Raw genomic sequence first — 25,465 nt, forward strand, 5'->3', positions numbered from 1 at the left:
CACGCTCGACCATGTCCTGCTTGCGACCGCGCACCTTCCTCATGTCGGTCGCCACCGGGCCGGTGACGGTGCCGAAATGATCGGCGTTGCGGACCAGATGCGCCACCCGCGCGCTCCAGACTTCGTTTTTGCTGGGCAGACAAGCGACCGCCGGGCATGAACCGCCGACCCAGCGGCGCTCGACGACGGCGACTTTCTTGCCGGAGCGGGCAAGGTGCCAGGCAAGCAGCTTGCCGCCTTGGCCGCTGCCTAGGATCACGATATCGAAATGTTCTTCAGTCTGGGACATGAGTTAATCCTCCTGAGTTGCCATCCGTTGAAGCGGCTCGATTGCTGACGTTCACAACGGCCATTGATTACAGTGGCACTTTACGAAAAGGTTGTGAGTTGTGTAATATTATCGCAGCTCAATAACATGCTCATTCGTCTCATCATCGTAGGTTCAAAATGTCGCCTCCCATCGATTGGCTGAGCCGTCTTCTTCACATGGTGCCCGTCAGCGGCCGCGTGGAGGTCCGCTGCCTCTATGGCGCCCCGTGGCAGGTAGTCTATGACCCTTCACCACCCGGAGAGATCCCCTATCATGTAGTCCTTGTCGGCTCCGCGATCGTTGAGGATTTCGCCGGCGGTCCGCGGCGGCGTCTCGAGGCAGGCGATATCGTGCTGCTTCCGACCGGTGCGGCCCATCGGCTGCACGACGGCAGCGGCGCCACCCCCCTTCCGGTGCGATATCGGCCCGGCGTCAATCAAACATTCAGCGACAATGCGGGAACGGAGGACCGCCTGGACCTGCTTTGCGGCCGCTTCATTCTCGCCTCTCCGCATGATCGATTGCTGGGCAGCTACCTGCCTTCAGTGATGATCGTACGTGGGCAGGCGCAGTCTCGGGCGGGCGAGGAGGGAGCGACGAGCGACCAGTTGGCAGCCCTCGTTTCCCTCATGCGCGGGGAATCGGATCGCGAGAGCCTGGGCGGGCAGGCGATGCTGAATGCATTCTCGGCCGCGCTCTTTACATTGGCGTTGCGCATGGCCGGACAAACGCAGGAGGCGCCCGTCGGCCTCCTGTCACTTGCCGGTCATCCGCGCCTTGCGCCGGCGCTCGCAGCCATGTTCCAGAGGCCGGAGGAGCCATGGACGCTGCCGGCGCTCGCGCGCCTCTGCAACATGTCGCGGGCGACGCTGGCGCGGCATTTTCAGGAGAAGCTCGGCCGCAGTGCGACCGATCTGCTCCTGGATATCCGCATGACGATCGCCGCGAATAGGCTGAAGCAGCCGGGCGTTTCCACGGCGGCAGTGGCCGAGGCCGCCGGTTACCAGTCCGAGGCCGCATTCCAGCGGGTTTTTAAACAGCGGATGGGGCTCACGCCGGCGCAATGGCGCCGCGCATCGCTGGCGTGAGGGAGGCTTCGGAAACAAAAAACTTGCCACCCGCCCTTTTTCGCGCTTTGATACACGACTAGTTTAATAGACTATACCGCCGCGTGCGGCATGGCCTGTGCGCCTTTTGCCCGGTTCGGCGCGAACCAATAAGCTTCACTCGTTGTGACTAGCGAACCTAATCAACGCATGAGCTGGTATTCCTGCGTTGAAACCTTGATCGAGACGCGATGCGGGCACAGACCGCAAGGGAGTTGAGATGACGGTTCAGAGCCTTTTTGCCTCGAAAATCAATGCGGCCGCCCCTCGTTCGGCCATACCGCGGATCGCGATCGTTGGCCGTGGCTTTTCCGGCATGATGAGCGCAATTGCCTTGATGAAGACGGTGCGGACGCCGTTCCATCTGCAGCTTTTCGATCCGAATTCCTCGGTCAGCGGGGGGCAGGCACTGTCGTCGGCGCGCGCTTCGACGATCCTCAACAGCCGCGTCCGCGATCTTTCTGTGGCGCTCGGCGATGCCGATGATTTCAATGACTGGCTCTGTAGCAACGCGGAATTCCGCGCTGCCGTGCCCGCGGCGATCCCGGGTTTCCGCCAGATTTTCGTGCCCAGGGAGCTTTTCAGCGATTACGTCTATCAGCGCTTCTCCGAAGCGCTCGCTACCCGCAAGGATATCACCGTACAGGTCACTCCCGAGCCGGTTGCCTCTATCCGCAGAGGCCAGGCAAACCGCTTCCTCCTCGAAAGTGCCACCCCCACCAATCGGCTCTTTGACAGCGTTATCCTGGCAACCGGCTATGGCTTGTCCGAGCGTGAGCCGGAAGCGGAGGATTACTCGCCGGTGCGGGCGCAACGCCTCGTCGCCCGGCCGCATACGGTTCTGCTCGGAAGCGGCATTCGCGTCGTCGATCAGTTGCTGCAACTGCGCGACGGCGGCTACACCGGGCAGATCACCATTGTCTCGAAACGCGGTTTCCTGCCCCAGAGCCATACGCCGAATTCCGCCGACCCGGTCTTTCCCGCAGAGGAGCTGCCGCAAAGCCTGCCGGACATTGTGCGTTTTATACGCACCGCCTGCCGCCAAGCGGAAGAGCAGGGCCGTAGCTGGCAATCGGTGATGAACGGCCTGCGCAAGCATGCGCGATCCCTTTGGCGTTCGCTGCCTGCACATCAGAAACGACAGTTCAACCGGCATCTGCGTGCGATCTACGACAGCCATCGCAATCGCCTGCCCGAGGCGATGTACCTGCGCCTGAAGCAGGAGCTAGCTTCCGGCAATACCGGTCTTCGCTGCGGCACTGCCGGGCGCAGGGGACTCAGCGGCATCTTCTTCACGCCGGCCGGATCGAACGTCGAGGAGGTGATTTATGCGGAACGCGTTTTCGATTGCCGCTGCAGGCGACCGGATCTGGCTATGCCGTTGATACAGAGCCTCATCACCTCGGGCCTGGCGGCGCCGGACGAGCTTTCGCTTGGCCTTGCCGTCAATGAGCGCGGCGAGCCATGCCTCGAGGACGGATCGACGGTGAATGGCCTCTTCGCAATCGGTCCGCTCGGCCTTGGCAGCCTGCCGGATATCGATCTGGTTCCTGAGATCGTCAGTCAGGCATATGCAGCCGCCAACAGGATTGGCCAGCAGCTCTATCCTCAAAGCAGAGCTATTTGAAATTATTTCGCTTTCCCTGGGAACCATTTCTCGCTTTACGCAGTTTAAAGCGTCTGGTGTGGTGTCGTTTGGGGGCATTATGGAAGTTGTTGATCGATATGACGTGTCTCTCGTGGATGAGGGTCGCTTTCGGTTGCTTGTGGATGCCATCACTGACTATGCCATCTACATGCTGAGCCCCGATGGATACGTCGTGAGCTGGAATGCCGGAGCCCAGCGGTTCAAGGGCTATCAGCAGGCGGAGATTATCGGTCAGCATTTCTCGCGCTTCTATCTCGACGAAGACCGGGTGGCGGGCCTACCCCAAAGAGCACTTGCGATTGCGGAACGCGAAGGGCGCTTCGAGGGCGAGGGCTGGCGTCAGCGCAAGGATGGCAGTCGCTTCTGGGCCCACGTGATCATCGATCCGATCCGGAGTCCCGTCGGAAAGCTGGTCGGCTTCGCCAAGATCACACGCGACCTGACGGAGCGCAGGGAGGCCGAGGGCGCGCTGAAGCGCAGCGAACAGCAGTTCCGTATTCTGGTCCAGGGCGTCTCCGACTACGCGATCTATATGCTTGATCCGGATGGAAGCGTCAGCAGCTGGAATTCCGGCGCCGAACGTATCAAGGGCTATTCGGCGGAAGAGATCATCGGCAAGCACTTTTCAACGTTCTATACCGAAGAAGATCGCGCAGCAGGTGACCCGCAAAAGGCTCTCGACGCGGCCCGAAAGCATGGCCGTTTCGAGAAGGAAGGTTGGCGCCAGCGCAAGGATGGCAGCCGTTTCTGGGCAAGCGTCGTCCTCGACGCCATCAAGGACGATTTCGGCCGTGTCATAGGCTTTGCCAAAATCACTCGTGACATTACCGAGAAGCGGGAAACGCAGCGAGCGCTCGAGCAGGCTCGTGAGGAGCTGTTCCAAGCCCAGAAAATGGAAGCGATCGGCCAGCTTACCGGGGGGATCGCCCACGACTTCAACAATCTGCTGATGGCCGTATTGGGCAGCCTCGAGATACTGAAGAAGCGTCTGCCGAAGGAGCCTGGGATCCTGCCGCTCGTCGACAATGCGATCCAGGGCGCTCAGCGCGGCGCCGCCTTGACGCAGCGAATGCTTGCCTTTTCACGGCGCCAGGAGCTCGCGTTCGAAAGCATCGATGTTACGAGCCTCATGGACGGTATGGCGGACATGTTGCGCCGCGCGCTGGGGCCGCTGATGATCCTGGACATCCAAGTGCCACAAAGCCTTCCTGGAATCGCCAGCGATCCGAACCAGCTCGAAGCGGCCGTTCTCAATCTCGTGGTGAATGCGCGTGATGCGATGCCGGACGGCGGACGCGTGATCGTGAGGGCGGACGAGCGGACGATCGAGAGCAAGAAAGGGACACTGGCTCCCGGTGCTTACCTCTGCCTGTCGGTCATCGACCACGGCGAAGGGATGGATGAAAAGACGCTCGAACAGGCGACGACGCCCTTCTTCACGACAAAGGGCGTCGGGAAGGGCACCGGTCTTGGTCTGTCGATGGTCCAAGGGCTTGTTGCGCAATCAGGCGGCGAGCTGGTGTTGAAAAGTGACGTGGGAGAAGGCACCGTTGTCGAACTGTGGTTCCCGGCAGTCTTTGCCCAAGAGTCCGAATCCGCGAGAGACATCGAGGAACCGGCGGTGCAGCCCGGCTCCGAGCGCTCTCTCCGCATCCTGGCCGTCGATGACGACAGCCTTGTCCTGATGAATACGGTCTTGATGCTCGAGGACCTTGGCCACCAGGTCATCGACGCGACGTCAGGCGCCGATGCGCTGGCCATCCTCTCCGCCGAGCCGGTTGATCTTGTGATCTCCGATCATGCCATGCCGCTTATGACCGGTGCGCAGCTTGCGGAGGCAATCCGCCGCAGATGGCCGGAAATGCCCATCGTCCTCGCAACCGGTTATGCGGACATCCCTCCTGGCGGTGGTCTCACCGATCTGCCGCGGCTCGGCAAGCCGTTTTCACAGGCACAACTTGCGGAAGCGATCAGCCGGACGATTGCTTCGGCCTGTTCGCCCGGATCTCACTACGGATCACAAAAGCCAGCAGTCCCGCTACCATCAGCGCAAGGGCAAACCATGTGATCGCATAGCTGAGGTGACTGTTCGGAAACACGACCCGCGTCAGCCCGCCGACTGGCAACCCACCGGGATTGGGTGTCGCATCCGCATCTATGAAATAGGGAGCGGCGTTAGCGACATTCTTGTCTGCCGTGATTGCCGCGACGTCGCGGGAATACCAGCGGCCCGCCGCTGGATCGTTCGATTGCAACAACGAGCCTTTCGGTTCGGTCATCCGCAGCAGTCCGGTGATCGTAACCGGAGTGGAAAGCTGGCTCCCGGGCCGCGTGGCGGGATCGCGCTTGTCCGTCGGCACGAAGCCGCGATTGATCAGGATCGCCGTGCCATCGGAAAGCACCAGCGGGGTCATGACCCAGTAGCCGGGCCCCAATTTGGTTGAGGCGTAGACTAACGTTTCCTTGCCGTTCTGCAGCGTGCCGGTTGCTGTAACGTGGCGGTATTCGTCATCGGCAGCATTGGCCGGCCTTCCGGTCGGCGCCGGAACCGGCTCAGCATGCACGCGTTGATCGACGCGGGCGATGAGGTCGAGTTTCCAGGAGAGCCGCTCCACCTGCCAGATGCCAAGCGCGACAAAGCCTGCGATCGACAGCAGCATGAGGCCGCAGAACATTGCGAGCTTGATCGGCGATCGACGCCTGTGTTGGGGTTTGGCGAAGGTGTCTGTCATGGTTCCAAAACCGGAACGGGCGGCGTTGCCGCCGCCCGTTCGATGCCGTTATGGCATGTTCTTCATCATTTCCGGAGACATGGGCATCATGTTGGCGTTGAGGTGATACATGACCCAGAGCGAGCCGCTGAGGGCAATCACCACGATGAGGAGGGTGAAGATGAACGCCATCATGTTCCACCCGCCTTCCGACTTCGTATCGAGATGCAGGAAATAAATCATGTGCACGACGATTTGGATGGCGCCGAAGATCATGATCAGCGCTACCGTCGTGGACTTACTGTCGAAGACGTGGCCCATGACCAGCCAGAAAGGTATCGCCGTGAGGATCACGGAGAGAACAAAGCCGGTCATGTAGCTCTTGAAGGTGCCGTGGCTGGCCTCATGGCCATGTCCGTGTCCATGATCGTGATGGGCGTCGTGACCGTTCCCGTGCGTGGTTACATTCGAGCTCATCCGACAACTCCGATCAGGTAAACAAAGGAAAAGACGCCGATCCAGACAACGTCAAGGAAGTGCCAGAACATGCTGAGGCACATCAGGCGGCGCTTGTTTTCGGCGATCAGGCCGCGCCGGCGGACTTGGATCATCAGCGTGATCATCCAGACGATACCGATCGTTACGTGCAGGCCGTGGGTGCCGACCAGCGTGAAGAAGGCCGAGAGGAAGGCGCTGCGCTGCGGGCCGGCGCCCTCAAGAATGAGGTTCGTGAATTCGTAGAGCTCAAGCCCGACGAAGATGGCGCCGAAGATGCCGGTGATCGCAAGCCATTTCAGCGTCGCCCCCATATTCTGCTTCTGCATCTGCAGCATCGCAAAGCCATAGGTGATCGAAGACAGCAGCAGCATCGTCGTGTTGACGGCGACGATCGGCAGCTCAAAGAGATCGGCAGGCGAAGGTCCGGCCGCATAGTTGCGGCCGACCACGGCGTAGGTGGCGAAGAGGACTGCAAAGATCAGGCAGTCGCTCATGATGTACATCCAGAAGCCGAGCATTGTGCTCCCTTCGGGATGATGCTCCTCCGTCATGTAGAAGACGGGCGCCTTGTCGGCCTCGGTGGCGGTTTTAGCGTAGGTCGTCGTCATGGTTTATACCTGTCCTGGGAGCAGCCTGGTGCGCTCCGCTTCGGTGGTGGTGACTTCTTCCTTCGGGATGTAGAAGTCACGCTTGTAGTTGAAGGTGTGGCCGATCGCGATGGCGATCATTGCGACAAAGGTAACGGCGGCCAGCCACCACATGTACCAGATCATGCCGAACGAGAAGGCAATGGCTATGACGCCGAGGATAAAGCCGGTACCCGTATTCTTCGGCATGTGGATCGGTATGAAGCCATCTGTCGGGCGCTTGTAGCCGCGCTTTTTCATATCCCACCAGCTGTCGTGATCGTAGATGATCGGCGTGAACGCAAAGTTATATGCGGGCGGCGGAGACGAGGTCGACCATTCCAGCGTACGGCCGTTCCACGGATCGCCGGTCACGTCGCGCAACTCCTCGCGCCTGACGAAGCTGACGACAAGCTGGATGAGGAAGCAGGCAATTCCGATCGCAATCAGAACTGCGCCGAAGGCGGCGATGACGAACCAGATCTGCAGGGACGGATCGTCGAAGTGGTTCACGCGGCGGGTAATGCCCATCAGGCCGAGGATGTAGAGCGGCATGAACGCAAACCAGAAGCCGATCTGCCAGAACCAGAAGGACATCTTGCCCCAGAACGCATCGAGCTTGAAGCCGAAGGCCTTCGGGAACCAGTAGTTGATGCCGGCAAACATGCCAAACAGCACGCCGCCGATGATGACGTTGTGGAAGTGGGCGATAAGGAAGAGTGAGTTGTGCAGCACGAAGTCGGCCGGCGGCACGGCAAGCATCACCCCGGTCATGCCCCCGATCACGAAGGTGACCATGAAGCCGATCGTCCAATACATCGGCAGCTCGTAGCGGATACGGCCGTGATACATCGTGAACAGCCAGTTGAACATCTTCGCACCCGTGGGAATCGAGATGATCATGGTCGTGATGCCGAAGAAGGCGTTGACGCTGGCGCCCGAGCCCATGGTGAAGAAGTGGTGCAGCCAGACGAGGTAGGAGAGGATGGTGATGACGACGGTGGCGTAAACCATCGAGGCGTAGCCGAACAGCCGCTTGCCGGAGAAGGTCGCCACGACCTCGGAGAACACACCGAAGGCGGGAAGGATGAGAATGTAGACTTCGGGATGGCCCCAGATCCAGATGAGGTTGATGTACATCATCGGATTGCCGCCGAGGTCGTTGGTGAAGAAGTTCGTGCCGGCGTAGCGGTCGAGAGACAGCAGGGCGAGGACGGCGGTCAGGACCGGGAAGGATGCCACGATCAGGACGTTGGTGCACAGTGCCGTCCAGGTGAAGACCGGCATCCTCATCATCGTCATGCCCGGCGCGCGCATCTTGACGATGGTGGCGATCAGGTTGATGCCCGACAGCAGCGTCCCGATACCGGCGATCTGCAGACCCCAGATGTAGTAGTCGACGCCCACTCCTGGACTGTAGGCCGCATCGGAAAGCGGCGGATAGGCGAGCCAGCCGGTACGGGCGAATTCACCGACGAAGAGCGAAATCATGACGATGATTGCGCCGGCCGTGGTCATCCAGAACGAGAAGTTGTTGAGGAACGGGAACGAGACGTCGCGGGCGCCGATCTGCAGCGGCACGACGAAGTTCATGAGACCCGTCACCAGCGGCATCGCCACGAAGAAGATCATGATGACGCCGTGGGCGGTGAAGATCTGATCATAGTGGTGCGGCGGCAGATAGCCGGGGTTGCCATTGAAGGCGACCGCCTGCTGCAGGCGCATCAGGATCGCATCCGAAAAGCCGCGCAGGAGCATGATCACCGCCAGCACGATGTACATGATGCCGATCTTCTTGTGATCGATGCTGGTGATCCATTCGTTCCAGAGCGAACCCCAAAGACGGAAATAGGTGAGGAGCCCGAGGACGGCGAGGCCGCCGATTGCGACGCCGATGAATGTCATGACGAGGATCGGCTCGTGGTACGGGATCGCGTCGAGCGTCAGCCGTCCAAAGACGAACTTCATAAGGTCGGGATTGGAAAACATGATGTAAGCCTGTTCGTTTGATATCTTCGACGCCAGGCGTCAGTTGCTGTTGCTCGGATGCGCGTGGTCGCCGCCGGACATGTCCATGCCGGGCATGGATGACATGTCCGAATGAGACATTGGCATGTCGTGGGCAGTTTCCGCCTTAGGCGCATCGTCACCTTGTACTGAGGCTTCAGGCCCGAAGTAGCGTTCCTGATTGGGCGAGCCGAACTCGTCGATCGGAGCTGCGTCCTGAATCAGGCGCTCGCGATTTTCGTGGCTCTCCTTGCCAGCGCCGCCCATCATGTCGATGTGCATCATCTCGTTCATGCACATCTTGCCGGGAGTGGCGCACAGGTTGAGGATGGCATTGTAGAGACCGTTGTCGAACGATGCATAATACCGAGCGGGTTCGTTCTGGCTGGGCTTTTCAAGCTTCAGGTAGGCGTCTCGGCTGAGTGGCGTGCCTTGTGTCTTCGCGTTTTGAACCCACTGGTCGAAATCGGCCTGGCTGAGACCATGGAACTTGAAGTGCATGCCGGAAAAGCCGGGGCCGCTGTAGTTCGCCGATAATCCCTCGAATTCGCCCGGATGGTTGATAACGGCGTGAAGCTGCGTCTGCATGCCCGGCATCGCATAGATCTGACCTGCCAGAGCCGGTATGTAGAACGAGTTCATAACCGAAGAGGCGGTGATCTTGAAATTGATAGGCGTGTCGACCGGAGCTGCCAGCTCGTTGACCGTCGCGATGCCGAGATCGGGATAGAAGAACAGCCATTTCCAGTCGAGCGCCACGACTTCCACGTTCAACGGCTTGGCGTCTGCCGGAACGGTTCGCTCCGAATCAAGCCGGCCGAGCGGCCGGTACGGATCGAGCTGGTGGGTGCTGATCCAGGTCACCGCGCCCAAGGCGATGATGATGGCGAGCGGCGCCGACCAGATGACAACTTCGAGACGGGTCGAATGATGCCAGTCGGGATCATATGTCGCCTCGGTGTTCGACTGGCGATACCGCCAGGCAAAGAACAGCGTGAGGAAGATGACCGGTACGATGATCAGCAGCATCAGGACGGTGGAGACGATGATGAGATCACGCTGCTGAACAGCGATATCGCCGGAGGGGGCCATAACAACCATATTGCAGCCGGCAAGCAGGAGGATCAGCGGCAATACGGATAAGCGGCTTGAAATCTTTAATAGTCTTGGCACTTTTGAAAGCTCTTCTCGTTTCGACCATGCAGCCACTAAAGGAGGCTGGCCGTTAGCGGTATGGGGTGTTTCGTCGCACTGCAGCAAAGATGCCGGAACAGCCCGAAACGCTCGCTGCGCTATTCGACGCAGATGCCTCTGGTACGATTGGCCGGGACATGGGCGCGCAACGCGAATCGACGAGTCCTGCCCTGCTGGCACGCGCGTCGCCCGGCGCATTTCCATACGCAGATACAATTTCCCTGCGTGGATACAATTTCGAAAACACGAGATGAACTATTTACGTCATTCGGACTTGATAACCTTGCAGGTTTCATCAAGATCATCCTGAGGCAGTTTGCCGCAAGCACATTGACGAGGAGGCGTTAAATGGCTGGAGTGCACTACGGACCGTCATCGACCGCGCTGGAACGGGACGCGCGAAAATATCACGACGACAGACCTGTCTCGCCGGGCAGTATTGCCATCGGCGTGGTCATCGGGCGCATGTCCGAATTCTTCGACTTCTTCGTCTACGGTCTCGCATCGGTCCTTGTCTTCCCGCAGCTTGTCTTCCCCTTCGCGCCCGACCGTTTGACGGCGACGCTCTATTCCTTTGCAATCTTCTCGCTGGCTTTTCTTGCCCGTCCTGTCGGTTCCGTCGTCTTCATGACGATTGACCGCTTTTACGGCCGCGGCACAAAGCTGACGATCGCGCTCTTCCTTCTCGGCGGCTCGACTGCCTCTATCGCCTTCCTGCCGGGCTATAACCAGATCGGCTACTGGTCTGTGGCGCTCCTTGCACTCTTTCGTCTTGGTCAGGGCTTTGCTCTTGGCGGCGCCTGGGACGGTCTTGCGTCGTTGCTGGCTCTGAACGCGCCGCCCAGACACCGTGGCTGGTACGCGATGATCCCACAGCTCGGCGCGCCGATCGGCTTTGCGCTGGCGAGCATCCTGTTCGGCTACTTCATCACCAATCTCTCAAATGACGATTTCCTCTCCTTTGGCTGGCGCTATCCGTTCTTCGTCGCCTTCGCCATCAACGTCGTGGCGCTCTTTGCACGCTTGCGCCTGGTCATGACGAAGGAGTTCGGCACGCTTCTCGAACAGAATGAGCTGGAGGCCGCGCCTATCCTCGAGGTTTTTCGGATTCACGGTCGCGATATCCTGCTCGGCGCTTTCGTACCGCTCGCGAGCTTCGCGATGTTCCATCTCGTGACGATCTTCCCCCTTGGTTGGGTGAGTCTGCACGGTACCCAGTCGCTGGACGCGTTCATGGTCGTCCAGATCATCGGAGCCCTGGTGGGCTTAGCCGCGATCATCGCTTCAGGGCTGATTGCCGATCGTATCGGCCGCCGCGGCCAACTCGCCGTCTGCGCGCTGCTGATCGCGATCTTCTCGTTCATTGGTCCGATGATGATCGCCGCCGGCGATACCGGCCTTGACGCATTCGTTATCATCGGCTTCGGCGTTCTTGGTCTGTCGTTTGGCCAGGCGACGGGCTCGATCTCTTCGCGATTCGGCCGCGGCTATCGCTACACGGGCGCCGCCTTTACGTCGGACCTCGCCTGGCTCGTGGGTGCCGGTTTTGCTCCGCTTGTGGCACTCAGCCTAGCCAGCCGCTTCGGCTTGCCTTTTGTGGGATATTACCTGCTGTCGGGTGCCATCTGCACGCTTGCCGCGCTTGCCTTCAGCAAGGCGCTGGAGCAGCGCGAATAGAAAATGAACGCATAGGGCCGGATGACGAGAGTGGCTTCGGAGCGCGCGTCTGGAAGCTCCCGCGGTAGGGCTCGGATCAGAATGCATTGGCCGCCTCCGAAGCGTTGCAATCAGCCCGTCTGAATGGGAATTGCGGCGTGCTGTCAGATAGATGAGACGAGTCTGCAGGATTTGTTTCGGGATGAAGCCGGATGTGAAGGAAGCAATTTTGCGGCGATCATCCTTTCGCTATGGATACGCGGCGGGCAAGGAGGCCGGCCCGGATCTGATCGGCCTTACTTGCTGGTGGTTGCGGTTGGGCTGCGGGCTTGTCGTCGGCTCGCTTGAGGCTGAGGTAACGTGCTTGAGCGGCCTGACGGTCCGCGGCAGACAGCTCCTCGACCGGCGCGCCGTGGATGTCGTGGCGCATGGAGCCGGGTTGGGCCGAGGCAAAATAGTAGCGCTTGGAATGAAGGTAGGCGCCGGTCGCCTTCCTCAGTGCGGTCACGCCGGCATCGGGCTTGAGCAAGGGTCGAATCTCATTCCAGAGCCCAAGTGCAAATGGGCGGATTTCATCACCGACCTTTGCCGGGAGAACGTCGATCGGGCGAACAAGCAGGGCGTTAATCGCCTCTGCTTTTCGAATGGCGGCCTCGTTTGCCGTAATCGGGCTGATGCTGGCCGTCCAGGGTTTGGTCATCGATAGGCTCCCATTTTTCTCGTGTCATAGGAAAGAACGATGAATGCTGTATGATACGGATCGTAGATCCTAATTGCCTGCATGCCCTTCTCTTGGCTGCCTCCGACATATGTGAATCAAGAGTGGGCCTGGCAACGGCAGATCGCGGAGTTTGAACCAGGCACGGTATATAGCCGCCGAGAATGCCGGCAGTTTGAACATGCCCCGGGGGTTTGCTCGGAGGAATCGACCGCGTAGATTGCGAGTTGGCCGATGAATGCTTGGGCGCTGCGATCTTCAGGCTCCCGATTAAACGAGTACCATGGGCCTCTATATGGCCAAACGATGGACGCGGTTCCCTCGGTGCCTACCTTTCACCGCTTCAGCCAAAAACCGAGCGCGTCGGACGTCCTGGTGGCGCGCTGTGAAAGATACATCAGGCCGACAAGCGACATATACGCAAGTGCTGCGATCAGCGGCAAGATCAGCGCGAGTGTCGTGACGTTCACGACAATCTGTCCAAATGTAAGTCCGTAGAATATCCAGACCGCCCTTCGGTAAACCCGTTCCGGAATGACGCGGAACTGCACGAGCGGACTTGACCTCTGAATGAAAGGGCCCAGATAAGACATACCCTAGAACCTGGAGGAGGGAAAATGAGCATTCGCACGATTACTCTCATTCTCGCGGGCGGCCTTGCCTTGTCAGGCTGCCAATCTGGTTCAACATCCCAAGGGGGACGGTACGGGGAGTTCGGCTGCATGGCCGGATCCGTTGGCGGCGCGGTCGTCGGCGGTCTCCTCGGAGCGACCATCGGCGCGGGAACTGGTCAGCTGTGGGCCGTTGGCGGCGGCGCTGTGCTGGGTACTGCGGCTGGCAGCGCCTTAACCTGCAGCTGATGCGAAGGGCCGAATGATGAAAAGAGTAATCCTGTTGACGGCATTCGCATGCGCCCAGACCGTTGCGGTCTGGGCGCAGGATCGACCGCTGGCCATGAACCAAGGCCAAATGAATCAGATCGACCGTGATGGCAACGGCGCGGTGGATCGATCCGAATACCAGGCGTTCATGACCACGGCTTTCTCGAACCTCGACAAGAACAAGGACGGCAGTCTCAGTCCCGACGAGGCGAGGGTTCTCAATGCCAAGCAATTTGCCGCCGCCGATGCCAACCGAGACGGCAAGGTAACCCAGAACGAGTTCCTGAACAGGGTGATGGCGGACTTCAAGACGGCCGATCGCAACGGGGACGGCAGCCTGCAATAGAACGCGCGTATCAATTTTCGATTTGAGTGAGCCGACTGAAACCGCGTCGCGGTCGCCGTGACGCGGTTTCAGCCGCATGTGTGATCCGCAAAAAGCGTCCATCGCCGGGAACGATCAAAGTGGATGGGCCGCTGGTTCCGCGGGAAACGCGCCTCCGGCTGCCATAGTGTCGCACCGGCAAGATCGCTCTTGAACCTGTTGCGCCGCAGCATTACATCGCCGGTGATCGAAGCGATTCACCTCCTCCCGAAGCGCTTCGGCTTGACGGACAGCACTCCTCCTCCCAAGCTGTCGGTCACCTATCGAAGCCCGGCGCATCTCCTCCCCGCGCCGGGCTTTTTCATTGCCACGAATGATTGAGCGGACGAAGGCGACGTCACATCGCTTGCGGCCATCGGCGCACCACCGAGCGCATGGTCTTACGCCGCAACCAGCAATGCGCGCAGATCGGTCTTGCGCCGAACCAGATCGGCGACGCTGTAACGATCGAACACCGCAACAAAGGCCTTCGTCGCTTCTGCAAGAACGGGAGGCATGCCGCAGGCGGGCGCGACAGGACACTCGGAACATTCGAGCAGGCCGGTCAGGCCTTCGGTATGCCGCAGGAGAGCGCCCAAGTTGATATCTTCGGCAGGCTGATGCAGCCGAATACCGCCGTTCCTGCCGCGCACGGATTCGATAAACCCAGCATTTACAAGATCTTGAACGACCTTCATGAGGTGGTTCTGGGATATTCGAAAAGTTTCGGCAATTTCGCGGATCGAGCATAGCTCGCCCTCGCGCGCGCCCAGAAACAAAAGCGCGCGAATTGCATAGTCGGTATAGCGTGTCAGTTTCATCATCATGCCTGCGTCAAAAAGACCGGTCCGGAAAAGATGCATTCATTAGCATGTTTTATCCGATCGTTATAGATGCATTCCAGATGCATGTTTTTGGGCATGGATGCGCTGATGGAATTGGTAACCGAACAACAGATCTCCGCGGTACTCGGCAGATTTTACCAACGGGTTCGTAAGGACGAGCTGCTGGGGCCTGTCTTTGCGGCGGTCGAGGATTGGGATGAGCACCTCGAGCGGCTTGGCGAATTCTGGTCATCGGTGATGCTGATGAGCGGCCGCTATAAGGGCAACCCCATTTTGATGCACCTGCTGCATGCCGACCGCATCCGACCCGAGATGTTCGACCGGTGGCTCGGACTTTGGGAGATCACCACGAAAGAGATTCTGCCTCCGCAGTCTGCGGCCACCATGCAGGCTAAGGCCAGACGCATCGCCGGCCGCCTAGCCACCGCAATCCATGGCTCTCGACCGGGTTCTGCTGATCCGCGTCAAGAGCGGCCCCATTCGACACCGGGATAAGACGCTTTCACCTGGGATCGTCCTTGATGAAAGCCATCCTGGAGCAACCCCGCCCGAAACCCCGCATCATCTAGAGCTCGTCGGTTCCGTAACACTCGCGATCGAGTTCTACGATCGGAAACCCGCAACTTTCCAGCAAGTCTAAGAAAGGACATCGCATGCTGAAACCTCTTTCTCCTCACACCATTGCGCTCGTAAAACAAAGCGTTCCGGCGCTGGCAGTCCATGGAGGCGAAATTACAAAACGCATGTATGCGATCCTGCTCCAGGACGATCACATCCGCGAGTTGTTCAATCACGCAAATCAGGGCGAGGGCGGATCGCAGGTTAAAGCGCTCGCGACGGCAATCCTGGTCTACGCCCAAAACATCGAGAACCTGGGTGGGCTCGGACCAATCGTGGAACGGATTGCCCACAAGCATATTGGCTATAACATTCTGCCTGAACACTACCCCTTCGTTGCCAAAGCCTTGCTTTCTGCGATTGCCGACGTTCTGGGCGAAGCGGCGACGCCGGAGCTCATCAGCGCCTGGGGAGAGGCCTATTGGTTTCTGGCCGAGATTCTCAAGGAACGTGAATCACAAATTCGATCTGAAATCACAGCGGCGGCCGGAGGATGGGATGGCTGGCGTTCATTCACGGTGAGCGAGAAGGTGAAAGAAAGCGAGGTCATCACGTCCTTCGTTCTCCGCCCGACCGATGGCGGTTCGGTCATCAGACACAGGCCCGGGCAATACCTTACCTTCCGCATCAAGCTGCCAGATGGCACGCAGATCAAGCGAAATTACTCAATCTCGTGCGGTCCCAATGACGAGCATTATCGCATTTCGGTGAAGCGGGAAGCCGCCGGACAGGGCGGATCGATCTATCTGCACGATCACGTACAAGTGGGCAGCACGCTGGAAGCGACGCCGCCAGCCGGCGATTTCTATCTTCCCGAAGAACCGGCGCGGCCCGTCATCCTCTTGTCGGGCGGTGTGGGCCTCACCCCCATGGTCAGCATGCTCGAAGCCATCGCCTCCGAATATCCGGACTTGGAAGCGCATTTCGTACACGGGGCACTCAATAGCTCAACCCAGGCAATGGATCGCCACGTAAGATCGCTTGCAAAGACACATGGGCGTGTTGCCGTTCGAACCTTCTATAGTGACCCCTCGGGCGCCGATGCCGCCGGCTATTCGCATGACCATGATGGTCTTGTTACGGTCGGTTGGCTTCAGGATAACACGCCATTCGCATCCGCGGACTTCTATCTCTGCGGCCCCAAGCCGTTTCTGGGTGCATTGGTCGGAGGTCTCGCCCGCGCAGGCGTGCCGCAGGACCGCATTCACTATGAATTCTTTGGTCCGGCGGATGAACTTCTCGCCGCTTAAGGATACCGCCGGGACGAGTTACTCGTCCCGGCTTCACCATGCGTTCGCGACTGTTCCTGCCGGAAAGTCGCAACAAACGACAAGATACCTCCCACGATGAGCAGGCGATTTCTCCGCTGATCAATCGGCGATGCGTTGCCAGGTGTTTGTCTCGAGCGAGCGCTCCATCGCATCGATGATGCGCTCGTTCGCAAGGCCGAACTGAAAGTTCGGAAAGCAATCTGAATCGTTGATGATGCCGTCGATGAGATCGCGAACCTCGATGACCTTGACGTCGAAATAGCCGAGGCCGCCGCCGGCGAAATCGAAGCCGAAAAAGGCTGAGAATTGCGGCACCTGGCTGCCCGCATAGATCGTTTTGAAGCCGCGATCCGGCTTCGGGTCGTTGAACCGGGAAATCTTCAACTCATTGAAGCGTTCGCCGTCCATGATGATGGTGCCTTGCGTGCCGGAGACTTCCCAATAGACGCCGAAGACCTTGCCGGCGGCGACGCGCGAGGCCTCGATCGTGCCGCCGGCGCCATTCTTGAAGCGCACCAGGGCCTGGATCTGGTCTTCGTTTTCGACCGCGGCGCGTGGTGCGTCAGCTCCAGCCCTGGCGCCATAACCGGAACCGCCTTGCGGGATAGGTCGCGTCGGAAAGAAGGTCTGCGTCTGGGCGATGACGCCTTCGACGTCGCCCACCAGATACTGGGCCACGGAAATCACATGGCTGCCGAGATCGCCGAGTGCTCCGGAACCGGCTTCCTTGCGGGTGCAGCGCCAGGAGAACGGCAGGTCTGGATCGTTGAAGAAGCCCTGGTCGAACCATCCCCGGAAGCGCATCGGCGTGCCAATGTCGCCTCGATCGATCAGTTGTTTGGCAAGCATGGCAGCGGGCGTCTTGATGTTGTTGAAGGCAACCATCGTCTTGACGCCTTTGGCCTTGGCGGCGGCGGCCATTTCTTCGGCTTCCGCGAGCGTGACCGAGAGCGGCTTTTCGCAATAGACATGCTTGCCGGCGGCGATCGCCGCCAGCGCCATCTGATGGTGCATGGCATTGGGCGAAGTGATGTCGACGATGTCGACGTTCGGATCGTCGACAAGCTTGTGCCAGTCGCCGGTGCTCTTTTCAAAACCGAAGCGGGCTGCGGCTGCCGCCGCAAGATCGTCCGTGGCGTCGGCCAGCGTGTAAAGGTGCGGAACGGCGGCCAGGTCGCGGTAAAGCAGTCCCGCACGGCGATATGCGTCGGCGTGTGCCTGTCCCATGAAACCGGAACCGATAAGGCCGATGTTGAGTGTTTTCCTGGTCATGGCTTTTTCTCCCGGTCAGCTGTTTGCGCGACGAAGGTGCTGAGGATATGAGAAAGAGCCCGCGTCACGGCAGGGCGCGGCGGCGCGATGGCCGGATCCTGCTCGGCCTCGACTACGAGCCAGCCGCGATAGCCGCTGGTCAAGACGAAGCGCGCGAGCGGGCCGAAATCGACGATGCCATCGCCCGGCACAGTGAACATGCCGGCGCACACGCCGCCATTGAAGCTCAGGTCGCTCCTGCGAACGTTGTCGATGACGGAACCTCGCACGTCTTTCAGATGAATGTGAACGATCCGATCGCCGAAACGCTCGGCCAGTCGCATGTAGTCGAAGCCGCCCGCTACCGCGTGCCCAGTGTCAAGCAGCAGGCCAACCTCGGCGCCCGCCCGGTCGAAGAGGGTGGATATTTCCTCGAATGTTTCGGCGACCATCATCAGATGATGGTGGTAGGCGAGGGCGAGCCCATATTCACCGGAGAGCCGCTTGCCGAATTCAGTCAGCCGTGCGGCATAGGCGGGGACATCCTCTCTCGGCATGATGACGCGCTTCGACATCGGCTCATCGAGCGGTAAGCCAGACGCCATCATCGCGACTTCGCCATAAACCATGACCTTGCAGCCCATCGAGCTCAAGAGGTGAGCGTGAGCGTCGACTGCCGCCATTTCCGCTTTGACGCCGCGTTCGGCGAGTTTTCCGGAGTGCCAGCCCGATGCCAGAGCAAGGCCGCGGCGTTCCAGCAGTGGCCGCAAGGCTTCGACGTTACGCGGGAATTTCCGACCCAGCTCGACGCCCCGGTAGCCCGTCTCGGCGGCGTCGTTCAGGCAAGTCTCGAGCGATATATCCGCGCCGAGATCCTCGAGCACGTCATTTGCCCAGGATAGCGGGCTCACGGCGAGCCGAACGCCGCGAGGCAGTCCTGCAAGCTTCTTGGTTGTCATGTCTGTCTCCCCCTCCGATAGCTGGTCATGAATACCAATCCGGTGCAATCACAACGGCTGGCCCGTCCGCATCGGGACAAGCGCCTCGGATGCTTTCCCCGGCACTGCCTGAGGTCCTGGGGATTGAGCGGCCGCATTCATGCATGAAGGACATCTGTCCGGCATCGTTGGTCGAGCTGAAGCCAGCCAGGTCAAGATAGTGAACCTTGCTGGGCACTGATGCGCAAGCAGAGGGGGAGCAATCAATGAGCAGCGCGGCACAATCTGCTATAACGGCCACGGGACGCGCTGGGTTCTGGCGCAGGAGACGGATGGCGATGCTGCTACGATCAAGCTGCTCGCCCGTCCGGCACTTTATTAATGAGGCTAATCATGCGCTTTGCCATCAACCATATCACGGCCCCGAACCTGTCTCTTGAGGCGTTCTTTGCTACGGCAAGGGAGCTTGGTATTTCCGAGGTCGAGATCCGCAACGACCTGCCGGATATCGTCGGGACGACCGATCCTGCGGCGGTCAGGGTTGCGGCCGAAAATGCCGGGGTCACGATCGTTTCGATCAATGCTCTGTATCCCTTTAACGTCTGGTCTGTCGATCTGCCCGGGAAGGCGCTGAAGCTTGCGGACTACGCAGCAGCGAGCGGCGCGAAGGCCTTGGTGATGTGCCCGCTCAACGACGGCAACGAGGTTTCATTCGATGCCGTGGTAGCAGCTCTGAAGGCGATGAAACCGATCCTCGAAGAACGGCGACTGACGGGCCTCGTGGAGCCGCTCGGATTTCCGATATCGTCCCTTCGCACCAAGAAGGAAGCCATTGCGGCAATCGAAGCGGCGAACGGCAAGGGCGTTTACAAGCTCGTGCACGACACCTTCCATCATCACCTTGCCAGCGAGACGCAGTTCTACCCGGAGTGGACGGGATTGGTGCATGTCTCCGGCGTGGTCGATCCGCATGTCGCGGTTGACGACATGCTCGATGCCCATCGCGTGCTCCTGGATGCCTCCGACCGGCTGGAAAACATCGCCCAGATCAAGGCGCTGACGGCAGCGGGCTTCGAGGGCCCCTACAGCTTTGAGCCCTTCGCGACAGAAGTGCATGCGCTACCTGACCCGAAATCTGCGGTTCAGGCAAGCATCGAGCATATCAGACGATCTCTCTAACTTATGAACGTTTGCTGCAAAGTGCTTCTTCGAGCGTATGCATCAATTGCGTAACGTCGACCGGCTTTCCCAAAAAGGCGAAAGCGCCACCCTCCATGACGGCCGATCGGGTTCGCTCGTCCTTGTAGGACGTCATGAAGATCATCGGAGGCCGGGCAGGATCATGGCTGAGCAAGGCCTGCAACTCGATGCCGCTCAGGCCGGACATCTTCACATCGACAAGCACGCAGTCGATCGTTCTGCGGTCCGCTTCGGAAAGAAAGGCTTCAGCAGAGGAAAAAAGCCGACTCCTATAACCGCATGACTTTAGGAGATCGTCGAGGGCTTCCCTGATAGCCTCGTCATCATCGACGATTGCAATAGTGGATGTGTGGGACAATTACAGAATACCTTGCTGGGGGCCTTTTTTGCTTAACTATGCTCCCGCGCACAACAAATTAACACCATACATGAGTCTAGGTTTCAGGCATTGCCGTCTGGGCGATCTCTGCGAGGCGGACCAGGTCGGCCAGTGATTTTGCCTGCATCTTACGCATGACATTGCCTCGATGAAGCTTCACCGTAATCTCGCTGATGCCGAGATCGTAGGCGATCTGCTTGTTCATCAAGCCTTTGACGACGGCGCGCATGACCTCCCGCTCCCTGGGAGTGAGAGATTGCGCAAGTGCGACGACGGCTTCTGTGGCGGCGGCTTCCTTTCGCTCAGCGGCGTTCCGTTCTATGGCAGCGGTTACGGCATCGAGAATGTCTTGATTGCGAAAGGGCTTCGTGAGGAAATCCACCGCTCCTGCCTTCATCGCCTTCACGCTCATGGGGATGTCGCCGAATCCCGTCATGAAGATGATCGGCAGCCGACTTCCCATCTGCTCGAGTTGTGCTTGGAAATCGAGGCCGCTCAATCCCGGCAATCGGACGTCGAGAAGAATGCATCCGGGTCTTGCAAGGTCTGCACGATCAAGGAAATCTGCGGCGCTTTCGAAAGCAATGGCCTCCATACGCATCGACCGAAAGAGATCGACCAGCGCCTCCCGCATCGAGAGATCGTCATCAACAACGTAAACGATGGACGTCATTGACGGAACTTGCTGTTTCCGTTCAGGCATTATCGTCCTCTATGGGCAGTATAATCTCGAAAACCGCACCGCCTTCGGGGTGATTGAATCCATCAAGTCGGCCACCTTTCGCCTCCAACATGCTGCGGCAGATCGTTAGACCCATGCCCATGCCGGAAGCCTTGGTAGTATAGAAGGGGGTGAAGAGTTTGGCGATTGCTTCCTCGGGAATGCCCGGCCCGTTGTCGCGTATCGAGATGCAAACAGAATGTTCGTCCTTGCGCTCCAGCGTCAACTCGATCCTGCGCGGATGGTGGGGGCAGTCAGCCATGGCCTGCATGGCATTGGTCATCAGGTTGATCAGCACCTGTTGAAGTTCGAGCCGAACCGCCTTCACCGCTTGTAGATCCGCCCCCACGATGGTCTCAAGGAGCACAGTGCTGCGCTGGAACTCATGATCCATGAGGGTTTGGGTCTCCTCCACGAGCTTTTCGAGATCAATCCACTCGGCCGGTCGCTCTGTCTGCGACAACATGGAACGGGTGTTGTGGATGATATCGCTGGCCCGCTGGCTGTCGCGGATCATCCGCTCGGCCGAACGCTGAACGGCTGCAAGGTCGGGGGGATCACGATCCAGCCAGCGCAGCAGCGTGCGGGAGTTGACGACGATCGCGCCGAGCGGTTGGTTGAGCTCGTGGGCTAGCGAAGCGGAAAGAGCACCAACGGTGGCGGCACGCGACGCTCGGGTCAATTCTGCCCGCGCTTCCACGAGCGCCTGCTGAGTGAGCTCGCGCTGCGTTATGTCGATCATCCCCACGACGACACGGTGAAAGGCGTCAGCATCTTCCGGGAAACGGATGCTGATGAGGACCAGTTTCGTCTCGCCGGCGTCGGTCGTAACATTGCCTTTGCCTTCGAAATGCGTGTCTCCGCAAAAGATCGCAACCAGTTGATCAATGAAGGAGTTGTCGGGCACGATAAAATTGCGGCCAGCCCCAGGCTCGCATGCCTTTGGTCCAAGCAATTCCCGAGCGCCTTCGTTTGCAGCAACGGTACGAATGAGCCCGATGCACTGAATGATCTCTCCCGGATTTGAGCGGAGATAATCGCGAAGATCCTCAACGCCAGCGGCTTTCACGTTCATAAGATGGGCGCGAACCATCGAATAATCGCGCTCCCAAAGGGCAACACGCGCCTCATTGAAGATCGCGCGATAGCGGGCTTCACTTTCTCGAAGGGCAGCGTTCTTACCGATGAGTTCGGCACGAAAGGCTTCGCTGCGCAGAAGAAGCGCCGCCGTGATCGACAGTGCCGCAATCGAAACGACCATGCGCGAAAGCGCGGAGATGTCTGCGCCGAGGCCATGGGAATAAAGATAAGAAAAGAGAGTCAGCGCACCACAAAGGCAGGCAATCGTTAAGATGCCGGTGCGTGTCATGATATCGCCTGCAAGCAGCAGGACAATTACATAGAGGACGGCAATGGCAATTCTGGTGCTGGTAAAGGTATCGACATAGAAAACCGCCACCGCCAGCACGGCGGCTACGAAGCCCAATGCAGCGTCATGCCCGACAGTATTGCGTCGATTAAAAAGCCGGGAGATCCGAAGACCCAACATTCTGCCCATCCATCCAAAATGTTGATCGCAACCTTAATACGCCAGGCATTGGTTCAAAGCTATACAAAGGTCTGGGACAGATCGGCCTCAGAGTCGCGAGACGTCCGGCCCGGATAAGCTCTTCCGCCGCGCGGCCGTCACCAGCAATGGAAGCTAGTCCGTGCCAACTGCCGACCATCCCGGTACACCCAATCTGAACCAGCATTTACCGGTCCGCTTGGCCAAAAAAAGACCGCCCCGGGGCAAAGGGGCGGTCTGGCGGATCAATGGGAGGAGATCCGCAGACTTCGGACGGAGGGGGACGCCGCGAAGTCGTGGTAGCTGCGGTCGCTACCGGCCTCGGGAGGGATCGAGGCGACGAGTTAAAGATAAGACGATCCGGCGAATGTCGTAATTATACTTAGGTTTGGGTTCGTGCGGACGCTCTGCAGCCCGAAATTGCTTGTTGCCTCGGCGGGAACGTCTTGGAGGAGGCACGACCCGCTTCCAAATGCCGTGTCTTTCGAATCTAGGCACGCGCGGCTGACGACGAAAGAGCGGCATCAAACGGCCGCAAGTCTTGGAAGGGCGGACGGCGCCTGCAAGAGCAGCCTTGTCGCCGATGGGAGCTTATTGAGAGCGCTGCGATTACTGCTTCAGATCGTACGCTTGGCCAGCGTCGCGAAGTTCTTTAAGGGTCTTGCCTAGGCAGCTGCCTCCCTCTTCGCCACCCGTTGCCTTTGCCTGTCCGTCCAAGGTGATCGTACCGGCAAGTCGATCCGATGCCACGTAGGTCGCCACACCTTCTTGCGAAATCCTCGAGATATAGAAGACATGCTGCGTGTCTTTGTACTTGCAATGGATGACCAGCGGAAACTGAGCAAGAAGATTATCTTGGGCGCGAGCATCAGTGATAGGAAGTGGAAGTGATGCGCCGGCTACCAGTGCGACAACCAGTTTGAGCAAGCCATTTGACCGTCGGCGGGATGCGTATGTCATCGATCCAAACCCCCTATGTGCTATTGAGATGAATGTCAAAAAGCGCCTCTTGCCATTCGTCGGCAGAAGCCGTGTGGCCTCCGGATCTCATTGCGCTTCGGCCCTTAGTTCGTGAGTGCTACTAGCGCGTCCCGGTCCAGTAGCCGGACCGATCGCTGCAGTTTCCCGTTAAGGCGAACGATACGTCTTTCGCGAAGCTTGGTGAAGGAACGGGCGACGGTTTCGATTGTCAGTCCAAGATAGTCGGCGATGTCACTGCGAGACATCATCATGTCAAATTCAGGTTCTCCGGGATGACGTTCGGCCATCTCCTGAACGAAGGCCGCGACGCGTTTCAATGCGCTTTGTTCGGTCATGACGAGTTGTTTCTCCTGGGCTTTCGCAAGATTCGTCAGGGCGATATTCAGAAGATCCATTGGGATGACCGCATCTTGGTTGGCAGGAAACGGCTGTATGCGTGTTTCGCAGACCGCTTCCGCGAAATCGCTTCGAACCTGTCCCTTTTCGAGCCCGAACCACTCGCCTTTACCGCAGAAGGACAAAATGTGCCTGTGCCCGTTAGCCATCAGCCGATAGATCCGGACGGCTCCGGCTTCGACCTGGTAGATCGCCAGCGCATGTTCGCCTTCACTATAGATGGTCTGATCGGCTTTAAGCCTGATGGTCTGATCTTTCGACGCCGCGGACACGACCGTGTAGTGACCGGGGAATGCCGGAGACTTTTGCTTCCCGACGATATGGCTTTGAAACATTTGCGCTGCCCCCCGTACACGTCGCAAGATACCGAATTGCCGCAAGCCCGCCTATTCGAAGAAGCCCTTACGTACTGCTACGGAAGCTCGAAACCACGGATAGGTGTATAAAGTGGTCGCCCTCTTGATGAGTGTCGCAGGAGGTTTCGATGGCATCGAAAGACGAAGGAGACGGCGAGGCAGACCCTGGAAGAGTCCGCGAGCAGCTTGCCCGCATACTCGCCAGTTCGGAATTCCAGGCTCCCGAACGCGGACGCCGCTTCCTGGAATATGTTGTCGAAGAGGCGCTCGAAGGACGATGCGAGCAGCTGAAGGCTTATACGATTGCACAGGCGGTGTTCGGGCGTGATGCCACTTTCGACGCGCAGAACGATCCCGTTGTTCGCATCGAGGCCGGTCGCATTCGCCGCGCGCTCGAACGATATTATCTGATATCGGGTGGCAACGATCCCGTGCGGATCACCATCCCGAAGGGCGGCTATGCTCCAAGCTTTGATAGCCGCGGACAAGACTCCGGCGCGAGAGGGGCTGCCCCAGTAAACTGCAAGGCTCCGGCGCTTCAACGCAGGGATGGGTGGCTGGTGACCTATCGGGGTCTGCTCCTGCCGATCGGTGTTGCCGCGATCTTCGGAATCGTCGCCGTGCTTGCTCTCATCCGCCCCCTTGAGGATTACCTCACGCCGTCAGCAACATCGCCGGCGCCTGCGGCATCAGCATTGAGGGAGGAAGTCAAAATCGTTGTTGAACCGCTCGCTACGCTCGGCGGGCCAAGGGGCGCCGAGATCGCGAAAGGCCTCGTCGACCAGCTCATTACGCAACTTATGAAGGTGGATGGGATCGTCGTACTTGCTCCAAGCCGCTCCGTCGAGGGATCGGCAGGATCGCTCGTCAACTTGCAGGGAAGTGTTGCGGTCGACGGCATGATCCTTCATCTGCACGCCCGCCTGGTAAAGAGTTCCGATGGCACGGTCGTTTGGGCGAGGGAGTATGATCGGGACCTGCGCGGTCAGACCATTCTTGACGTCGAGGATGACATCGCCGCGCAGATCGCCGAAGAGATCTCCAAGACTGGTGAAATCAGCGGCGCGTTGCCGGCCTTGTAGCGGTTGCGCCGACGCCGATTGGACGTCCCCTTCGCCGGGGGACCATTCGGCCTGCTATAGTTGCCGGTCCTCACTGCGCTGGTGCGGGGTCGATGGCGATGCCCGAGGCGCGCAGGCCGCTGAAGAGTTTCTGCTGATCTT

Annotated in this window: 27 protein-coding genes; 11 read left to right on the forward strand and 16 right to left on the reverse strand. The window is 59.2% G+C overall.

What is annotated here, in order from left to right:
* Positions 1-289 (reverse strand): FAD-dependent oxidoreductase (locus ACPYOI_RS24695; protein WP_481423475.1); only part of this gene is annotated, 289 nt, incomplete at its 3' end.
* Positions 290-447: 158 nt separating this feature from the next.
* Between ACPYOI_RS24695 and ACPYOI_RS24700 the strand changes: the two genes are divergently transcribed.
* The 3 genes from ACPYOI_RS24700 (at position 448) to ACPYOI_RS24710 (ending at position 5,132) form a co-directional block, all read left to right on the forward strand.
* Positions 448-1,398, forward strand: coding sequence for a cupin domain-containing protein (locus ACPYOI_RS24700; protein WP_481418499.1), 951 nt, complete (start codon positions 448-450; stop codon positions 1,396-1,398).
* Positions 1,399-1,636: 238 nt separating this feature from the next.
* A complete protein-coding gene (locus ACPYOI_RS24705; RefSeq protein ID WP_481423476.1) occupies positions 1,637-3,043 on the forward strand; it encodes an FAD/NAD(P)-binding protein in 1,407 nt (468 codons plus the stop codon).
* Positions 3,044-3,122: 79 nt separating this feature from the next.
* On the forward strand, positions 3,123-5,132 hold the full coding sequence (locus tag ACPYOI_RS24710) for a hybrid sensor histidine kinase/response regulator (RefSeq protein WP_481419518.1): 2,010 nt from the start codon (positions 3,123-3,125) through the stop codon (positions 5,130-5,132).
* Here ACPYOI_RS24710 and ACPYOI_RS24715 read toward each other — a convergent pair.
* Genes ACPYOI_RS24715 through cyoA form a run of 5 tightly spaced genes read right to left on the reverse strand, consistent with a single transcriptional unit; the run spans position 5,035 to position 10,079 of the window.
* Positions 5,035-5,796, reverse strand: coding sequence for an SURF1 family protein (locus ACPYOI_RS24715; protein ID WP_481419517.1), 762 nt, complete (start codon positions 5,794-5,796; stop codon positions 5,035-5,037). The two genes, ACPYOI_RS24710 and ACPYOI_RS24715, sit on opposite strands and share 98 nt — an antisense overlap.
* 48 nt (positions 5,797-5,844) lie before the next feature.
* Positions 5,845-6,252, reverse strand: a complete 408-nt coding sequence (cyoD, locus tag ACPYOI_RS24720; RefSeq protein ID WP_481419516.1) for a cytochrome o ubiquinol oxidase subunit IV — start codon at positions 6,250-6,252, stop codon at positions 5,845-5,847.
* Complete coding sequence (gene cyoC, locus ACPYOI_RS24725) at positions 6,249-6,881, reverse strand: cytochrome o ubiquinol oxidase subunit III (RefSeq protein ID WP_481419515.1); 633 nt, start codon at positions 6,879-6,881, stop codon at positions 6,249-6,251. Before cyoC ends, cyoD begins: the two co-directional genes overlap by 4 nt.
* Before the next feature lie 3 nt (positions 6,882-6,884).
* Positions 6,885-8,888: a cytochrome o ubiquinol oxidase subunit I gene (cyoB, locus tag ACPYOI_RS24730; protein ID WP_481419514.1), complete on the reverse strand. Its 2,004-nt coding sequence runs from the start codon at positions 8,886-8,888 to the stop codon at positions 6,885-6,887.
* Positions 8,889-8,927: 39 nt separating this feature from the next.
* Positions 8,928-10,079: a ubiquinol oxidase subunit II gene (gene cyoA, locus ACPYOI_RS24735; protein WP_481419513.1), complete on the reverse strand. Its 1,152-nt coding sequence runs from the start codon at positions 10,077-10,079 to the stop codon at positions 8,928-8,930.
* A 369-nt stretch (positions 10,080-10,448) separates the two neighbouring features.
* Here cyoA and ACPYOI_RS24740 point away from each other — a divergent pair, with 369 nt between their 5' ends.
* The gene (locus tag ACPYOI_RS24740; protein ID WP_481419512.1) at positions 10,449-11,777 is read left to right on the forward strand and encodes an MFS transporter; all 1,329 of its coding nucleotides are present in this window, start codon (positions 10,449-10,451) and stop codon (positions 11,775-11,777) included.
* Between the two features lie 217 nt (positions 11,778-11,994).
* On the opposite strand, the gene ACPYOI_RS24745 is transcribed toward ACPYOI_RS24740, so the two are convergent.
* Both ACPYOI_RS24745 and ACPYOI_RS24750 read right to left on the reverse strand, forming a co-directional pair.
* Positions 11,995-12,456: a ProQ/FINO family protein gene (locus tag ACPYOI_RS24745; protein WP_481419511.1), complete on the reverse strand. Its 462-nt coding sequence runs from the start codon at positions 12,454-12,456 to the stop codon at positions 11,995-11,997.
* A 353-nt stretch (positions 12,457-12,809) separates the two neighbouring features.
* A complete protein-coding gene (locus tag ACPYOI_RS24750) occupies positions 12,810-13,067 on the reverse strand; it encodes a hypothetical protein (RefSeq protein WP_481419510.1) in 258 nt (85 codons plus the stop codon).
* A gap of 24 nt (positions 13,068-13,091) precedes the next feature.
* On the opposite strand from ACPYOI_RS24750, the gene ACPYOI_RS24755 reads away from it, so the two are divergent.
* The 3 genes from ACPYOI_RS24755 to ACPYOI_RS24765 all read left to right on the forward strand — a co-directional run bounded on the left by ACPYOI_RS24755 (position 13,092) and on the right by ACPYOI_RS24765 (position 14,061).
* Positions 13,092-13,334: a hypothetical protein gene (locus ACPYOI_RS24755; RefSeq protein WP_481419509.1), complete on the forward strand. Its 243-nt coding sequence runs from the start codon at positions 13,092-13,094 to the stop codon at positions 13,332-13,334.
* A gap of 16 nt (positions 13,335-13,350) precedes the next feature.
* Positions 13,351-13,701 (forward strand): EF-hand domain-containing protein, encoded by a 351-nt coding sequence (locus ACPYOI_RS24760; protein WP_168833374.1) that lies wholly within the window; start codon positions 13,351-13,353, stop codon positions 13,699-13,701.
* Positions 13,702-13,890: 189 nt separating this feature from the next.
* Positions 13,891-14,061, forward strand: coding sequence for a hypothetical protein (locus tag ACPYOI_RS24765; RefSeq protein WP_168833373.1), 171 nt, complete (start codon positions 13,891-13,893; stop codon positions 14,059-14,061).
* Between the two features lie 59 nt (positions 14,062-14,120).
* On the opposite strand, the gene ACPYOI_RS24770 is transcribed toward ACPYOI_RS24765, so the two are convergent.
* Positions 14,121-14,582 carry an RrF2 family transcriptional regulator gene (locus tag ACPYOI_RS24770; RefSeq protein WP_481423477.1) on the reverse strand — a complete coding sequence of 154 codons (462 nt, stop codon included), beginning with the start codon at positions 14,580-14,582 and terminating at the stop codon, positions 14,121-14,123.
* Between the two features lie 69 nt (positions 14,583-14,651).
* On the opposite strand from ACPYOI_RS24770, the gene ACPYOI_RS24775 reads away from it, so the two are divergent.
* Together ACPYOI_RS24775 and hmpA are read left to right on the forward strand one after the other, a co-directional pair.
* Positions 14,652-15,059 carry a group III truncated hemoglobin gene (locus ACPYOI_RS24775; protein WP_481419507.1) on the forward strand — a complete coding sequence of 136 codons (408 nt, stop codon included), beginning with the start codon at positions 14,652-14,654 and terminating at the stop codon, positions 15,057-15,059.
* A gap of 158 nt (positions 15,060-15,217) precedes the next feature.
* Positions 15,218-16,432, forward strand: a complete 1,215-nt coding sequence (gene hmpA / locus ACPYOI_RS24780; protein ID WP_481423478.1) for an NO-inducible flavohemoprotein — start codon at positions 15,218-15,220, stop codon at positions 16,430-16,432.
* A 120-nt stretch (positions 16,433-16,552) separates the two neighbouring features.
* Here the strand turns inward: hmpA and ACPYOI_RS24785 are convergent, their stop codons facing one another.
* Positions 16,553-17,725, reverse strand: a complete 1,173-nt coding sequence (locus ACPYOI_RS24785; RefSeq protein WP_481419505.1) for a Gfo/Idh/MocA family protein — start codon at positions 17,723-17,725, stop codon at positions 16,553-16,555.
* Positions 17,722-18,663 carry a myo-inosose-2 dehydratase gene (iolE, locus tag ACPYOI_RS24790; protein WP_481419504.1) on the reverse strand — a complete coding sequence of 314 codons (942 nt, stop codon included), beginning with the start codon at positions 18,661-18,663 and terminating at the stop codon, positions 17,722-17,724. Before iolE ends, ACPYOI_RS24785 begins: the two co-directional genes overlap by 4 nt.
* A gap of 372 nt (positions 18,664-19,035) precedes the next feature.
* On the opposite strand from iolE, the gene ACPYOI_RS24795 reads away from it, so the two are divergent.
* On the forward strand, positions 19,036-19,821 hold the full coding sequence (locus ACPYOI_RS24795) for a TIM barrel protein (protein ID WP_481423479.1): 786 nt from the start codon (positions 19,036-19,038) through the stop codon (positions 19,819-19,821).
* 1 nt (position 19,822) lies between these two features.
* Here ACPYOI_RS24795 and ACPYOI_RS24800 read toward each other — a convergent pair whose 3' ends face one another.
* From ACPYOI_RS24800 to ACPYOI_RS24820, 5 genes are all read right to left on the reverse strand, one after another.
* A complete protein-coding gene (locus tag ACPYOI_RS24800) occupies positions 19,823-20,200 on the reverse strand; it encodes a response regulator transcription factor (protein ID WP_481420160.1) in 378 nt (125 codons plus the stop codon).
* Between the two features lie 76 nt (positions 20,201-20,276).
* Complete coding sequence (locus ACPYOI_RS24805; protein WP_481420159.1) at positions 20,277-20,924, reverse strand: response regulator transcription factor; 648 nt, start codon at positions 20,922-20,924, stop codon at positions 20,277-20,279.
* Entirely contained in the window at positions 20,917-22,491 is a 1,575-nt protein-coding gene (locus ACPYOI_RS24810) for a PAS domain-containing sensor histidine kinase (RefSeq protein WP_481420158.1), read from the reverse strand. The genes ACPYOI_RS24805 and ACPYOI_RS24810 overlap by 8 nt, the downstream gene beginning before the upstream one ends.
* Positions 22,492-23,118: 627 nt before the next feature.
* Positions 23,119-23,469 (reverse strand): hypothetical protein, encoded by a 351-nt coding sequence (locus tag ACPYOI_RS24815; RefSeq protein ID WP_481423480.1) that lies wholly within the window; start codon positions 23,467-23,469, stop codon positions 23,119-23,121.
* A 104-nt stretch (positions 23,470-23,573) separates the two neighbouring features.
* Positions 23,574-24,221, reverse strand: a complete 648-nt coding sequence (locus tag ACPYOI_RS24820; RefSeq protein ID WP_481423481.1) for a helix-turn-helix domain-containing protein — start codon at positions 24,219-24,221, stop codon at positions 23,574-23,576.
* A 149-nt stretch (positions 24,222-24,370) separates the two neighbouring features.
* Between ACPYOI_RS24820 and ACPYOI_RS24825 the strand changes: the two genes are divergently transcribed.
* Entirely contained in the window at positions 24,371-25,324 is a 954-nt protein-coding gene (locus ACPYOI_RS24825; RefSeq protein WP_481423482.1) for a hypothetical protein, read from the forward strand.
* Positions 25,325-25,465 lie beyond the last annotated feature (141 nt).

Source organism: Rhizobium sp. SVR5-2C (assembly GCF_056755115.1).